Origin of the sequence: Streptomyces sp. NPDC059010 (genome assembly GCF_042740355.1) — a bacterium.
GTDB lineage: Bacteria > Actinomycetota > Actinomycetes > Streptomycetales > Streptomycetaceae > Streptomyces.
Genome location: NZ_JBHYJA010000006.1, coordinates 236,257 through 250,644 on the forward strand (window position 1 = coordinate 236,257; position 14,388 = coordinate 250,644).

General features: G+C 70.5%; 10 protein-coding genes. 7 read left to right on the forward strand and 3 right to left on the reverse strand.

All coding sequences use genetic code 11. The annotated features are described in order from the left end of the window. Positions 1-2: 2 nt before the first annotated feature. The 3 genes from ACFWYS_RS08535 to ACFWYS_RS08545 form a co-directional block, all read right to left on the reverse strand. The gene (locus tag ACFWYS_RS08535; protein WP_384765006.1) at positions 3-962 is read right to left on the reverse strand and encodes a carbohydrate ABC transporter permease; all 960 of its coding nucleotides are present in this window, start codon (positions 960-962) and stop codon (positions 3-5) included. Further along, on the reverse strand, positions 962-2,248 hold the full coding sequence (locus tag ACFWYS_RS08540; protein WP_384765008.1) for an ABC transporter substrate-binding protein: 1,287 nt from the start codon (positions 2,246-2,248) through the stop codon (positions 962-964). The genes ACFWYS_RS08535 and ACFWYS_RS08540 overlap by 1 nt, the downstream gene beginning before the upstream one ends. A 69-nt stretch (positions 2,249-2,317) precedes the next feature. Beyond that, positions 2,318-3,337, reverse strand: a complete 1,020-nt coding sequence (locus ACFWYS_RS08545) for a carbohydrate kinase family protein (RefSeq protein ID WP_384765010.1) — start codon at positions 3,335-3,337, stop codon at positions 2,318-2,320. A 127-nt stretch (positions 3,338-3,464) separates the two neighbouring features. Here ACFWYS_RS08545 and ACFWYS_RS08550 point away from each other — a divergent pair, with 127 nt between their 5' ends. From ACFWYS_RS08550 to ACFWYS_RS08580, 7 genes are all read left to right on the forward strand, one after another. Beyond that, positions 3,465-4,229 (forward strand): DeoR/GlpR family DNA-binding transcription regulator, encoded by a 765-nt coding sequence (locus tag ACFWYS_RS08550; RefSeq protein ID WP_384765012.1) that lies wholly within the window; start codon positions 3,465-3,467, stop codon positions 4,227-4,229. Next, positions 4,226-5,566, forward strand: a complete 1,341-nt coding sequence (locus tag ACFWYS_RS08555) for a 6-phospho-beta-glucosidase (RefSeq protein ID WP_384765014.1) — start codon at positions 4,226-4,228, stop codon at positions 5,564-5,566. The genes ACFWYS_RS08550 and ACFWYS_RS08555 overlap by 4 nt, the downstream gene beginning before the upstream one ends. A gap of 88 nt (positions 5,567-5,654) precedes the next feature. Then, positions 5,655-8,714 carry an alpha-mannosidase gene (locus ACFWYS_RS08560; protein WP_384765015.1) on the forward strand — a complete coding sequence of 1,020 codons (3,060 nt, stop codon included), beginning with the start codon at positions 5,655-5,657 and terminating at the stop codon, positions 8,712-8,714. A 4-nt stretch (positions 8,715-8,718) separates the two neighbouring features. Continuing rightward, positions 8,719-9,969 carry an alpha-L-fucosidase gene (locus tag ACFWYS_RS08565; protein WP_384765017.1) on the forward strand — a complete coding sequence of 417 codons (1,251 nt, stop codon included), beginning with the start codon at positions 8,719-8,721 and terminating at the stop codon, positions 9,967-9,969. A gap of 402 nt (positions 9,970-10,371) precedes the next feature. Next, positions 10,372-11,496 (forward strand): hypothetical protein, encoded by a 1,125-nt coding sequence (locus ACFWYS_RS08570; protein ID WP_384765019.1) that lies wholly within the window; start codon positions 10,372-10,374, stop codon positions 11,494-11,496. Next, a complete protein-coding gene (locus ACFWYS_RS08575) occupies positions 11,489-13,246 on the forward strand; it encodes a hypothetical protein (RefSeq protein WP_384765020.1) in 1,758 nt (585 codons plus the stop codon). The genes ACFWYS_RS08570 and ACFWYS_RS08575 overlap by 8 nt, the downstream gene beginning before the upstream one ends. After that, a complete protein-coding gene (locus ACFWYS_RS08580; RefSeq protein WP_384765022.1) occupies positions 13,243-14,364 on the forward strand; it encodes a hypothetical protein in 1,122 nt (373 codons plus the stop codon). Before ACFWYS_RS08575 ends, ACFWYS_RS08580 begins: the two co-directional genes overlap by 4 nt. Positions 14,365-14,388: the final 24 nt, after the last annotated feature.

Here is a 14,388-nt window from a genome sequence, read left to right on the forward strand (position 1 = left end):
TCCTACTGTTCGCCCCGGCGCTGCACCAGGCGCCAGTTGATGATCGAGAAGAGGACGACGACCAGGAAGATGCCCCACGCCACGGCGGCGCCGTACCCGAAGTCGTTGTTGTCGAAGGTCTGCTGGAAGAAGTAGAGGACCATCGTCCGGCCGGCGTGGTCCGGGCCGCCCGAGAACGTCGACTCGTTGGCCGTGGTCTGGAGCAGCACCTGCGGCTCGGAGAAGCTCTGCAGACCGGTGACGGTGGAGACGACGAGCACGAACAGCAGCGTCGGCCTCAGCAGCGGCAGGGTGACCCGGAAGAAGGTCTGCACGGCGCCGGCACCGTCGATCCGGGCCGCCTCGTACAGATCGCTCGGGATGGTCTGCAGACCGGCGAGGAAGATGATCGCGTTGTAGCCGGTCCACTGCCAGGTCATCAGCGTGGCGATGGCGACCTTGATGCCCCACGGGGTGTTCAGCCAGGCCACCTGGTCCAGGCCCACGGCCTGCAACAGGGCGTTCACCAGGCCGAAGTTGGTGGAGAAGATCGACCCGAAGACGATCGCGATCGCGACGACGGACGTGACGTTCGGCAGGAAGTACGCGAACCGGTAGGCGTTCTTGAAGCGGACCGCCGAGTTGAGCATCACGGCCGTCACCATCGCCAGGAAGATCATGGGGAAGGTGGCCAGCGCCCAGATGATCAGCGTGTTCCCGATCGACTGCCAGAAGTCGCTGTCGCTGAGCAGGTACTGGTACTGCGAGAGGCCGGCCCACTCCATCGAGCCGAGGCCGTCCCAGCGGTGCAGGGAGAGGTAGAGCGAGAAGCCGACGGGGATCAGGCCGAAGGCGAGGAAGAGGAGGTAGAACGGGGAGATCGCGGCGTACAGGTGCCAGTGCTCCCGCAGGCCCTTCTTGGGCGCGGCGCTGGGGGGCTGCGGCCGGTTCACGGCGGGCGGCGTCTGCTCGATGACGGCCATCAGATGCCCACCCCCAGGTGCTTGGCGATACGCCGGCACTTGCTCATGGCGTCCTCCCAGGCCTTCTTCGGATCCTTGCCGAGGACACCGACGTTCTTGATCTCGTCCTTGATGGGCTGCCCGAGCGCGAAGTCGTACGGGCTGTTGTAGGCGACCGCGATCTTCTGCGCGGCGGGCCCGAAGACGTCCATCGTGACCTGGCCGCCGAAGAACGGGTCCGGCTCCTGAAGCTTCTTCATGCCGTACGAGGCGGGCGTGGAGGGGAACAGGCCCGCGTCGACGAAGCCCTGCGCCTGGTTGTCCGCGTCCAGCAGCCAGGTGATGATCTCGAAGGCCCGCTCGGGCTCCCGGCACGCCTTGGTGATCGACAGGAACGAACCGCCGTTGTTGGAGGGCCGTACCGGCATCTGGGCGACCCGCCACCTGCCCTTGGTCCTGGGCACCTCGTTCTTGAGATCGCCGGTGGCCCAGGAGGCGCCGAGCTGACTGGGCAGCCTGCCGCTCTCCTTGGCCGAGATCTGGTCCGGGGTGCCGTTGACGATGCTGGAGACGATGCCCCGCCGCTTGGCCTCCACGGCCAGCGCCCAGGCGTCCCGCACATGCCGCTGGTCGCCGATGAAGTTGCGGTCCTTGTCGACGTACCGCTTGCTGCCCTGCTGCACCGCGTTCTCGAAGACGGCGCCCACGTCGGTGAGCAGGAAGGTCCCCGGGATCCGCTGTTTGAGCCGCTCGCCCGCCGCGAAGAACTTCTCCCAGGTGTTCAGTTCCTTCGACACGTCGTCGGGCTCGTACGGCAGTCCCGCCTTCTGGAACACGGCGTACTGGTAGAAGTGCGCGACCGGCCCGCAGTCGATCGGGAAGCCGACCATCGATCCGTCGTCGGCGATGCCCTGGTCCCACTTCCAGCCCAGGTACCGGCTCTTGTACTTCTCCGCGCCCAGCGTGCGCAGATCGACGAACTGGCCGGCGTTGGGCAGGTAGGACGCCATGTCCTCGCCCTTGAGGCCCGCGATGTCGGGGATGTGGGCGTTGCCGGCCATCGTGGTGATCAGCTTCGAGCGGTAGTAGCCGCCGATCTGGATGGCGTCGAGTTCCACGGAGCTGCCGTAACGCGCCTTGGCGTTCTTGACGACCGTGTCGCTCAGGCCGCCGCTCCAGTACCACAGGACCATGTTCCGGCCGGTCGAGCCGGTCGGTACGGCGCAGCCGGACGCCAGGCCGCCGAGCGCCGTGGCGGCCGTACCGGCCAGGCCCGCGCGCAGCAGGCCTCTTCGTGAGAGCCGCACAGCTCCCACCGCCTTTCGGATCTGTTCGGGACTTCGCATGAGAGGGGCAAGTGGGGGGAGGTGGGGGAGTCAGGGCTGCCGTGCGGGCGGGGTGACCGGGGCGTACGCGACCGAGGGGCCGGGATCCGCCGGCAGCCGGTCCGCGAGGAAGCCGTACCTCCGGCGCAGCTCGGGGTCGGTCAGGGAGCGCCACCAGCGGTCGACGCCGTACCAGCCTGGGGCCGCGAGAGCGCCGCCGTGCCGTCCGACGGACAGACCGGCCGCCAGCACGGCGAACCTCAGCCGCTCCGCCAGCGGCCAGCCGCCGAGCGAGGCCGCCACGAAGCTCGCCCCGAACACGTCCCCGGCGCCCGTCGCGTCGAGGACGTCGACGTCCAGGGCGGGCACCTCCGCGTACTCGCCGGTCGTCTGGTCCACGGCGACCGCGCCGTCACCGCCGCGTGTCACCACGGCCACCGGCACCAGCTCGCTGAGCGTGCCGAGGGCCGCGACCGCGCTGTCGGTGCGGGTGTAGGCCATCGCCTCGGTCTCGTTGGGGAGGAAGGCATGGCACAGGCGGAGCTGGTCGAGCAGGTCGGTGGACCACTGCTGGGTGGGGTCCCAGCCGACGTCGGCGTAGATGTGGGTGCCGTTCGCGGCGGCCTTGGCGAGCCACTCGCGGGGTTCGGCCTCGATGTGCACGAGGGCGGTGCGCGCCTCGGGCGGGTCGCCCATCAGCACGTCCTGCGAGTACGGGGGTTCCTGGCCGTGGGTGACGAGCGCCCGGTCGTGGCCGTGGGCCAGGGAGACGGTGACGGGGGTGGGCCAGCCGTCCGCGGTGCGGGAGAGCGAGAGGTCGATGTCCTCCTGGTCGCACAGGACGTCCCGGCAGTACTCGCCGTACAGGTCGTCGCCGAACACCGTGGCCAGCGAGGTGCTCAGGCCGAAGCGGGCGGCGGCCACCGCCAGGTTCGCGATGCCGCCCGGGCCGCAGCCCATGCCGTCGGTCCAGATCTCCTCACCCGGCGTGGGCGGCTTCCCGAGCCCCGTGAGAACGAGGTCGTAGAAGAGCAGCCCGGTCAGCAGCACATCGGGCCGGTCGTCGTCCACCGCAACGTCCTCTCGTCAAAACTCTTCATTTCGGTGACCGGAATCGTGCGCCGCTCCGCGAGATTGGTCAATACCCGAGCAGAAATGAGCATGGCGATGATTGAAGATGACGAGTAGTGTTCACGTCGTGCTGGCAGAACGACGACACCAACTCATCCTGCGGGCCCTGCGCTCCGGCGGCCCCGCGGCCGTGACCGATCTCTCCGAGCAGCTGGGTGTGAGCCCCGCCACGATCCGGCGTGACCTGCTCAAACTGGAGGAGGACGGCCTGCTCACCCGGGTGCACGGCGGCGCGGTCGTGGAGGAGGGCGACCAGCCCTTCGCCGAGGTCGCCGAGATGCGCGTGCCAGAGAAGGACGCGATAGCCGCGCACGCCGCCGCGATGATCGAGGACGGTCAGTCGGTGCTGCTCGACATCGGCACCACCGCCTTCCGGCTGGCCCGGCAGCTGCACGGCCGCCGCCTCACGGTGATCACCAGCAATCTGGTGGTCTACGAGGAGCTCGCCGACGACGAGGGCATCGAGCTGGTGCTGCTCGGCGGCATGGTCCGCCGCGAGTACCGCTCCCTGGTCGGCTTCCTCACCGAGGACAATCTGCGCCAGCTGCATGCCGACTGGCTGTTCCTGGGCACCAGTGGAGTGCGGCCCGGCGGGCAGGTGATGGACACGACGGTCGTCGAGGTGCCGGTCAAGCGGGCCATGATCAAGGCCGGTGAGAAGGTCGTCCTGCTCGCCGACGCGGCGAAGTTCCCGGGCACGGGCATGGCGAAGGTCTGCGGCCCGGAGGACCTGGACGTGGTGGTGACGAACGCGCCCGTCGACGGGCCGACGCGGTCCTCCCTGGAGGAGGCGGGCGTCGCGGTCGTCGTGGCAGGAAAGGTGCAAGCGTGAAACTGACGATTCTGGGCGGCGGCGGGTTCCGGGTGCCGCTGGTGTACGGGGCGCTCCTGACGGACCGCGCCGAGGGCCGGGTCACCCACGTCGTACTGCACGACCTGGACGCCGGGCGGCTCTCCGCGGTGACCCGGGTGCTCGCCGAACAGGCCGCCGGGGTGCCCGACGCGCCCGAGGTGACCGCCACCACCGACCTCGACGAGGCCCTGCGCGGAGCCGACTTCGTCTTCTCGGCGATCCGCGTCGGCGGCCTCGAAGGCCGGGCGAACGACGAGCGGGTCGCGCTCGCCGAGGGCGTCCTCGGCCAGGAGACGGTCGGCGCGGGCGGCATCGCCTACGGCCTGCGCACCGTCCCGGTCGCCGTCGACATCGCCCAGCGCGTGGCCCGGCTCGCGCCGGACGCCTGGGTCATCAACTTCACCAACCCCGCGGGCCTGGTCACCGAGGCCATGTCCCGCCACCTCGGCGACCGCGTCATCGGTATCTGCGACTCGCCGGTCGGCCTCGGCCGCCGTATCGCCCGGGTGCTCGGCGTGAAGAACCCCGGCGAGGCGTGGATCGACTACGTCGGCCTCAACCACCTCGGCTGGGTGCGCGGTCTGCGCGTCGCCGGCCGTGACGAGCTCCCGCGCCTGCTCGCCGACCCCGACCTGCTCGGCTCCTTCGAGGAGGGCAAGCTCTTCGGCGTCGACTGGCTCCGCTCGCTGGGCGCCATCCCCAACGAATACCTGCACTACTACTACTTCAACCGCGAGGCCGTCCGCGCCTACCAGGAGGCCGACAAGACCCGCGGCGCCTTCCTGCGCGACCAGCAGGCCGCCTTCTACCAGGAGGCCGGTCGCTCGGACGTCTCCGCGCTGGAGGTCTGGGACCGCACCCGCGCCGAGCGCGAGGCCACCTACATGTCCGAGAACCGGGAGACGGCCGGCGCCGGCGAGCGCGACGCCGACGATCTGTCCGGCGGGTACGAGAAGGTGGCGCTCGCCCTGATGCGGGCCATCGCCCGCGACGAGCGCACCACCCTGATCCTCAACGTCCGCAACCAGGCCACCCTGTCCGTCCTCGACACCGACGCCGTCATCGAGGTGCCCTGCCTGGTCGACGCCAACGGCGCCCACCCGGTCGCCGTCGCCCCGCTGCCCGACCACGCCACCGGCCTCGTCTGCTCGGTCAAGGCGGTCGAGCGCGAGGTGCTGGCCGCCGCGGAGTCCGGCTCCCGTACGACGGCGGTGAAGGCCTTCGCGCTGCACCCGCTGGTCGACTCGGTGGGCGTCGCCCGCAGGCTGGTCGACGGCTACACCGGGGTGCATCCCGGCCTCGCGTACCTTAAGTAGCATTCGCGCCGGAAAGCGCTTCCCCACCTGGCTTCCCCCTCGGTCGCCGCTCGCTTCCCCTCCGCTTGCTCCCTCCCTGGAGATCCTGATGCACGACGAACGCCGCCGGATCGAAGAGCGCGTCGAGCGCCTCCACAACCAGCGCATCAAGCCCGCGATCTACTCGGCCACCGTCCCCTTCGAGGTCGAGGCCTGGCAGGCGCCGGGCGAGCCGGTCCCCTTCGAGGAGGCCGCGGCAGCCCCGTACACGCCCTTCGCGATGGACACCCCGTGGGGCCCGCCCTGGGGCACGACCTGGTTCCGGATGCGCGGCCGGGTGCCCGCCGAGTGGGCCGGGCGGCGCGTCGAGGCGGTCATCGACCTCGGCTTCGTCGGCGACTGGCCCGGCAACCAGGCCGAGGCGCTGGTCCACCTGCCCGACGGACGTCCCCTGAAGGCCGTCAACCCGCTCAACCAGTACGTGCCGATCGGCAACCCGGTCTCCGGCGGCGAGGAGATCGACTACCTGGTCGAGGCCGCCTCCAACCCCGACATCCTCGCCAACGACTTCGCGGCCCCCACCCTGCTCGGCGACGTCCGCACGGCCGGCGACAAGCCCCTCTACACCTTCCAGCGCGCCGACCTCGCCGTCCTCGACGAGGAGGTCTGGCACCTCGACCTGGACCTCCAGGTGCTGCGCGAGCTCATGGTCCACCTCGGCGAGCACGAGCCGCGCCGCCACGAGATCATGCACACCCTCGACAAGGCCATGGACACCCTGGACCTGGACGACATCTCCGGCAGCGCCACCGCCGTACGCGAGGTCCTGGCCCCCGTCCTCGCCCGCCCCGCGCACGCCAGCGCGCACACGATCTCCGGTGTCGGCCACGCCCACATCGACTCGGCCTGGCTGTGGCCCATCCGCGAGACCAAGCGCAAGACGTCCCGCACCTTCTCCAACGTGACGTCCCTGGCCGACGAGTACGACGACTTCATCTTCGCCTGCTCGCAGGCCCAGCAGTACGAGTGGGTGCGCGACAACTACCCGCATGTGTGGGCCCGCATCCAGGAGTCGGTCAAGAAGGGCCAGTGGGCGCCGGTCGGCGGCATGTGGGTCGAGGCCGACGGCAACCTGCCCGGCGGCGAGGCCATCGCCCGCCAGCTCATCCACGGCAAGCGGTTCTTCATCGAGCACTTCGGCGTCGAGACCAAGGGCGTCTGGCTGCCCGACTCCTTCGGCTACACCGCCGCCTACCCGCAGCTCGCCAAGCTCGCCGGCAACGAGTGGTTCCTGACCCAGAAGATCTCCTGGAACCAGACCAACAAGTTCCCCCACCACACCTTCTGGTGGGAGGGCATCGACGGCACCCGCATCTTCACCCACTTCCCGCCGGTCGACACCTACAACGCCCGCTTCAGCGGCGAGGAGATGGACCGCGCGGTCCGCAACTACTCGGAGAAGGGCGGCGGTACGCGCTCGCTGGCCCCCTTCGGCTGGGGCGACGGCGGTGGCGGCCCCACCCGCGAGATCATGGAGCGGGCACGCCGGCTGGCCGACCTGGAGGGCTCGCCCAAGGTCGTCATCGAGCACCCCGACGAGTTCTTCGCCCAGGCCCGCGCGGAGTACGAGGACGCCCCCGTCTGGGTCGGCGAGCTCTACCTGGAGCTGCACCGGGCGACGTACACCTCGCAGGCCCGCACCAAGCAGGGGAACCGGCGCAGCGAACACCGGCTGCGCGAGGCCGAGTTGTGGGCGACGACCGCCGCCCTGCACGCGCCGGGCTACGCCTACCCGTACGAGAAGCTGGACCGGCTGTGGAAGACGGTCCTGCTGCACCAGTTCCACGACATCCTGCCGGGCTCCTCGATCGCCTGGGTGCACCGTGAGGCGGAGGCCGAATACGCCCGCGTCGCCGAGGAACTGGAGGCGCTGACGGCCGAGGCGGTCGCCGCGCTGGGCGGGGGAGAGACCCGGGTCTTCAACACGAGCCCGTTCGAGCGCGCCGAGGTGGTCCGTACGGCCGAGGGCGCACCGGCGTATGTGGAGGTGCCCGCGAACGGCAGCGCGCCCCTCGCGGCGGCCGAGCCCGCCCAGCCGGTGTCGGTCTCCGGCCGGGTCCTCGACAACGGCCTGATCCGGGTCGAGGTGGCCGAGGACGGCACGCTGGCCTCCGTACGGGACCTGCGGGCCGGCCGTGAAGTCCTCGCCGACCAGGGCAATCTGCTCCGTCTGCACACCGACCTCCCCAACTACTGGGATGCCTGGGACATCGACAAGCACTACAAGAACCGCTTCACCGACCTGCTGGAAGCCGAGTCCGTCACGGTCGTGGAGGAGAGCCCGCTCGTCGCGGCGATCCGCGTCGAGCGCGCCTTCGGCAAGGGCTCGAAGCTCGTCCAGACCATCACCGTGCGGGCCGGCAGCCCCCGTATCGACTTCGAGACGGAGATCGACTGGCACGAGGCCGAGAAGATCCTCAAGGCGGGCTTCCCGGTGGACATCCGGGCCCCGCACTCCTCCGCCGAGATCCAGTTCGGCCACATCCAGCGCCCCACCCACACCAACACCAGCTGGGAGGCGGCCCGCTTCGAGGTCTCCGGCCACCGCTGGGTGCACATCGCCGAGCCCGGCTACGGCGTCGCCGTCATCAACGACTCGACGTACGGCCACGACGTCTCCCGCACGGTCCGCGAGGACGGCGGTACGACCACCAGGGTCAGCCTCAGCCTGGTCCGCGCCCCGCGCGTGCCCGACCCCGAGGCCGACCAGGGCAAGCACCGCTTCACCTACTCCCTGCTGCCCGGCGCGAGCATCGCCGACGCCGTCGCCGAGGGCTACGCCCTCAACCTCCCGCTGCGGGTCGCGGACGCGGCCGGCGCGCCCGAGCCCGTCGTCTGCGTGGACGGCGACGGCGTGACCGTCGAGGCGGTCAAGCTGGCCGACGACCGGTCCGGCGACGTCGTCGTACGCCTCTACGAGTCCCGCGGCGGCCGCGCGACCGGCGTCCTGCGCACCGGCTTCCCGCTCGCCGGCGCCCAGGTCACCGACCTGCTGGAACGCCCGCTGGAGGAGACGGCGGCGGACCTCACCGGTGACGGCGGCGTGACCGTGACCCTGCGCCCCTTCCAGGTCCTCACCCTCCGCCTGCGGCGCGCCGAGGGGAGCTGAACCGGTGCCGATGCAACCCTGGTTCACCGACGCCAAGTTGGGGATCTTCATCCACTGGGGGATCTACGCCGTCGACGGCGTCCAGGAGTCCTGGTCGTTCTATGACGACATCGTCCCGTACGACGAGTACATGTCCCAGTTCGACCGCTTCACCGCCGCCCGCTACGACCCGCGCGACTGGGCGAAGCTCTTCGCGCGGGCCGGCGCCAGGTACGCCGTCCTCACCAGCCGCCACCACGACGGCGTCGCCCTCTGGGACACCGCCCACGGCGATCTGAACGTGGGCCGCGACCTGATCGCCGGGTACGCGGACGCCCTGCGCGAGCAGGGACTCAAGGTCGGTCTGTACTACTCCCACTCGGACTGGAGCCACCCCGACTACGCCTCCACCCGCAAGCCCGGCCGCCCGCCGGAGCTGGAGGACAACCGGTACTCCGAAGTCGCCGCCGAGTTCGAGGACCTGGCCGCCTGGGACCGCTTCCTCGCCTACCGGGACGGCCAGATAAGGGAGTTGACGGCACGCTACGAGCCGGACCTGCTGTGGTTCGACGGCGAGTGGGACCGCAGCGAGGAGCAGTGGCGCATTCCCGAGCTGGCCGCACTGATCCGTTCCGAGGTGCCGGACGTCGTCTTCAACGCCCGCATGCTCAGCGAGGGCGACTACGCGACACCCGAGCAGGGCGCTCCGGTCGTCCCGCCCGAGGGTCCCTGGGAGCTGTGCCTGACCGTCAACGACTCCTGGGGCCATCAGCACCACGACCACAACCACAAGTCGGTCGACCAGCTGATCCGCTACTTCACCGAGACGATCGGCGGCGGTGGCAACCTGCTGCTCAGTGTCGGCCCGCGCGAGGACGGCACGATCCCGGCCGAACAGGCCGAGCGCCTGGAGGGACTCGGCGACTGGATCGCCAAGCACGCTCAGGCGGTGTACGGCACCGGACGCGGCCTCCCGGCCGGGCACCACTACGGCCCGAGCACCCTCTCCAAGGACCGCCGCACCCTGTACCTGATCCTCTTCGACGCGCCCCGCGCCGAGATCAACGTCCGCGGACTGCTCGGTTCGGTGCGCCGGGTCACGGTGCTCGGCAGCGGCACCGAACTCGCCCACCGCATCACCGGCGGACTGCACGAGACGCCCGGCGTGCTGTGGATCGCACCGCCCGCCGCGGCCGACCTCGACCCGTATGCCACGGTGCTCGCGGTGGAGCTGGACGGTGAGCTGGAGCTGTACCGCGGCGCGGGGCGCTTCTGACTCCAAACGCACCTTCGGACCGGCCGGCCGCTGCCCCCGTGACAGCGCCGGCCGATCCGAAGCCCCCGTACCTTCCCCCGTGGCTGGTGCGTTTTCCCCCGTTGCTCCCCCGTGGGTCCCCCGTTCGTGCTCCCCCGTGTATCCCCGTGTCCCCCGTTGTATTTTGCGTGTCCCCCGTTGTCTTTCACTCTTATGAGCGCGCCCCCGGCCGCCTGATACACCTCCCCGCGAAAAAATCTCAACCGACTTGGCGCGCCGGTGATTTGACCGGAATGCACAGAGCGCACCGCGTGGCAATTGCCCGGTGCACGGGGCTTGCCAGCCGCCGCGCCGAGGCTGGACCCTCAACGTGACCGACAGCCGGATTTCAGTCACTCGGCGTCACCCGTTCCGGGAGGCGGCATGGCACAACGGGGAGCACCACGCGCACGGAACATGCCGAGCCTGCGCGTCGGTGGACATGTCTCGACGCCCACGGTGGACGCGGCCCTCGTGGAGATGGCGTCCTTCGGGCTGTCCGCCAGAACGGTTCTGGTCGACCTCACCGAAGCGGAGTCCTTCGACGTGGTCGCCCTGCAGCAACTGCTGTCCGCGGTGGCGGCACGGGACCGCAAACGGCTGGAGACCTGCTTTCGCTTACCCATCGGGCCGGCGGCCCGCCACCAGCTGCGCCAATGGGGTTTCCCGACTGCCGTCTCCGCCGTCACCGGCATGCCGTTCCGGCTCCTCGTGGTCCCCGAGGACTACGCCTACTTCGGTGAGGCATGGCCCACCGACCCGCTGTCCGGCGCCGCCGACAGCCCCCGTTCCTCGGTGCACGCCTACCTCACCTCCCAGCAGTGCTTCGGACTGCGCCCGTACGAACTCAAGGACAGCCTGACCCGCCGGCACATGCTGGAGAGCGAGGTCGCGCACTGGGGCGGGCACGCGCTGAGCCGGCTCCTGGAGCACATCCTGTGCGGCCCGGCCGCCGACGTACTGCGCGTCCTGGTGCAGGAGCTGGTGTCCGGCGCGCTGCAGCGGATCGGCGCCCAGATGGCCGTCATCGGAGCCCAGCTCGAACTGCCCGGCACGGCCGGCGGCACCGGCACCCTCACGATCAGCGAGTGGGACGACGGCGGGCTGCGCGCGGACATGCTCAGCAAACAGATCTGGACCGGTCCACGGGGGACGGACAGGTTCGTAGTGCGCCGCGAGGGGCGCGACGCCGAGGAGACGTACCACGCTCAGCAACCGCCACGGCAGGACGGCGGCGACGCCGAGATGCTCCTGGCGAGCCTGATCGCGAGCAATCCGCGCGACCGGGGCGCGGTCGGGGACGGGGAAGGAAGCCATCGCATGTACACGCTCTACAAGTGCGCCGTGGACACGTTCCAGGGCAGCCTGCGCATCGACTCAGGCCGGCACCGCCTGCGGATCAGGGCCGCCGAAGGCGCCGGCTCCCGCTACGAGGTCGACCTGGCCTCCGGGGTCCCGACGCAGAACGGGTGCCTGTTCTCCGTACAGCTGCCGGTGCACGATGTCTGAGCCCGGCATACGGATCACCGCGCGGAAGATCGCGGTGGGCCGGGAGATACCCGAGTCGGTGCCCGAGGAACGGGTCAGCCTGTACCGCTGGCTGGGGCAGCGCCTCACCGGGACCGAGGTGGCGACGCCGACGACCGAACGGACCGTCTACGTCAGGCCGGAGGAGCTCTACTCCCCGATGTCCGAGAGCCGCGACTACCTCGCCCGGGCACTGCCCGCCGACGAGGGCCCGCACCTGCTCATCGTCGACATGGGGGACAACCCGTACCAACTGCTGGGCGAGCCGCTGCTGTACGACGTCGCCCGGCTGACCGGCGAGTGGTTCAAAGCCCATCCGCAGCGCTTGCTGGTGATCACGGTGCCCATCATGCCGCCGGAGTCCTCCACCTTCTGGATCGAGCTGCGCTCCCTGGAGAGCGCGGACGGGCCGTCCCGGCTGCTGCTCGTGCTCGCCAACGACGGACGCTGCGAGGTGATCCACGGCCAGGGACCGGACCCCGGGCGGGTGTTCGCCACCGAGTACAAGGGCCTGCGGGCGAGGCTGGCACCCGAACGGTCCCCGCTGTCGGCCAAGATCGTGCGCAGGCTGGGGCACTACGGGGTGAGCCGTCGCAGGCCGGGAGACTTCTGCCGGCGGTACTTCTTCCACGTCGAGAACGCGGTCCCCGAGATCAGCCGACTCGCCGGATCCTGGCTGGAGCGGGTGATCGTGCCCTGGGCCGCCGCCGAGGACACCAAGCTGTTCCTGCTGAGCCGGGACGACCAGATGGGGCTGCACGAGGCCATCGCGGGCATCGCCGCCGCCCGGGGCTGCGGATTCGGCAGATGCGACAGGGAGGGCCGGATCTTCGACGCCACCGGGACCCGCCCGCTGCACGCCGACGAGATCGACGGGACCGTGGTGCCGTTCTTCTCGGTCGTCGACCGCACCCGCACCTACGAGGGCATCGTGGACACCCTGCGCGGACAGGACATCCGGCTCGCGCCGCGCGCCTGGGCCGTCCTCATCACCGACTCCAGCTCGCAGCTGACCCTCGCGAAGTCGTCGCTGCCCGTGTACAGCGAGGCCTCACGGGAGCGGAGCATGAAACGCCGTGAGGACTGCGAGCAGTGCGCCATCGGCCTGCCGCACACCGACCCCCTCCGGGACCGCGGCCACACGCTGCGCAGCTACGACGTCTGGGACATCTTCCTGCGGTCGCGGTGGGGTTCGGAGAAGAACACCCCGCCGCCGTTCGGGCACCGCTTCCACTACGCGCCCGACCTGGAGTCGGTGTTCGCCGAGCACGGCAACTGGCTGGCCACCAAGATCATGTCGCTGTTCGAGATGCTCGGTGTGCCGCCCGGCGTCGTCATCGTCTGCCCCGACGAACCCCCCATCAAGACACTGGTCGCCCGGCTGTCCGACCTGATGGGGGACCGGCCCATGGTGATCACCATCCCCGGCGAGGTGCTGGACCACCGCACGGACCCGGAACACGACGAGACCCAGATGGTCCTGGACAAGGCGCACGGCCAGCTGTGGCAGAAGCAGCTCAGCCATCTGAAGGGCCGCGGCGACCCGGTCGTACTCCTCGACGAGTTCCGGGCCTCGGGCACCACGGCCCGCACGATGGTGGACGTCCTCGACCACTGGGGCATCGAGCCACGCGCCTACGTCCCGGTCATCGACTTCTCCGAGGAGCAGGACCTGGACGGTCTGCCCGTCCACTCCCTCTACCGGATCCGGGCGGCGAGGAGCACCCGATGACCGAACGGGACGGGACACGGGAGACGGCCGGTGCACGGGCGGAGACGGCCGAGGAGGCGTGCCGGACGCTCGTCCACCTGCTGTACACCCGCCGCAGGGACTGGGAGCCGATGAGCAGCGCCCCCGACGGGCGCGGCCAGCTCAAGCGCAGCCTGCTGATCGCCGACTACGCCCGCAGGTCGCTGAGCCTGCCGCCGGAACGCAAGACGGTCCTCGACCGGCTGGTCGTCGAGTCGTTCCTGCCGCCGGACCCGGCGAAACCCTGGCAGGGCGTGCCCACGGCGACCGAGGCGGTCACGGCGGCCGACATCGGCATCGTGGTCGTCATCCGCGAGGAACTGGAGGCCGTCCTTGAGGTCTTCGGCCTCGACGACGGCCTCTTCGACACCGGACCGGGCGGGCAGCGCTTCTACTCCACCGAGGTGCCCAGCCGGCACCGGCCCGACCGGCCGCTGTCCGTCGTCGTCACGGCGGCCGCCCGCGCCGGGAACGTGGAGGTGGCCGCCCCCACCCGGGCCCTCGTCGAACGGTGCGCCCCCGAGGCCGTGTTCCTGCTCGGCACGGCGGCCGGAGTGAAGGGCAAGGTGCGGCTCGGAGACGTGGTGGCGACCCACAGCGTGCACTACTACGAGCCGGGCCGGCTCGCGAGCCCTGACGTCTGGCAGCCACGCCCGGCCTACGGCCAGGGCACCGACGCCTACGGATACGGGCTCTACTACTACAACCCCCGCCGCACGGGCTTCGACCGCTCGGTGGCCCAGTTCCTGCGCGGCCTGCCCCGTCATCTGCTGCCTGAGGGGGTGGAGCCCGCCCATGTGCCCGAGGTGCACAGCACCAATGTCACCATCGCCTCGGGCGAGAACGTCCTGCGGGACGGGAAGTTCCTCAAGGGCCTCCGCGAGCGCTTCGACAACACCATCTGCGCCGCCGACATGGAGGCCTTCGGATTCGTCCGGGCCGTCGGCGAGCGCCGCTGGCTGATCTTCCGCGGCATCAGCGACTACGGCGACGCCCGGCAGTGGGACAACTGGAAGTTCCTGTCCTCGGCGTTCGCCGCGCTGTGCGTGCGGGACTTCCTGCGGACGTACTACTTCCCGCCGGGCAGCGAGACCTACTGAGCGAGTCCCCCGGCCGCCGTCGAC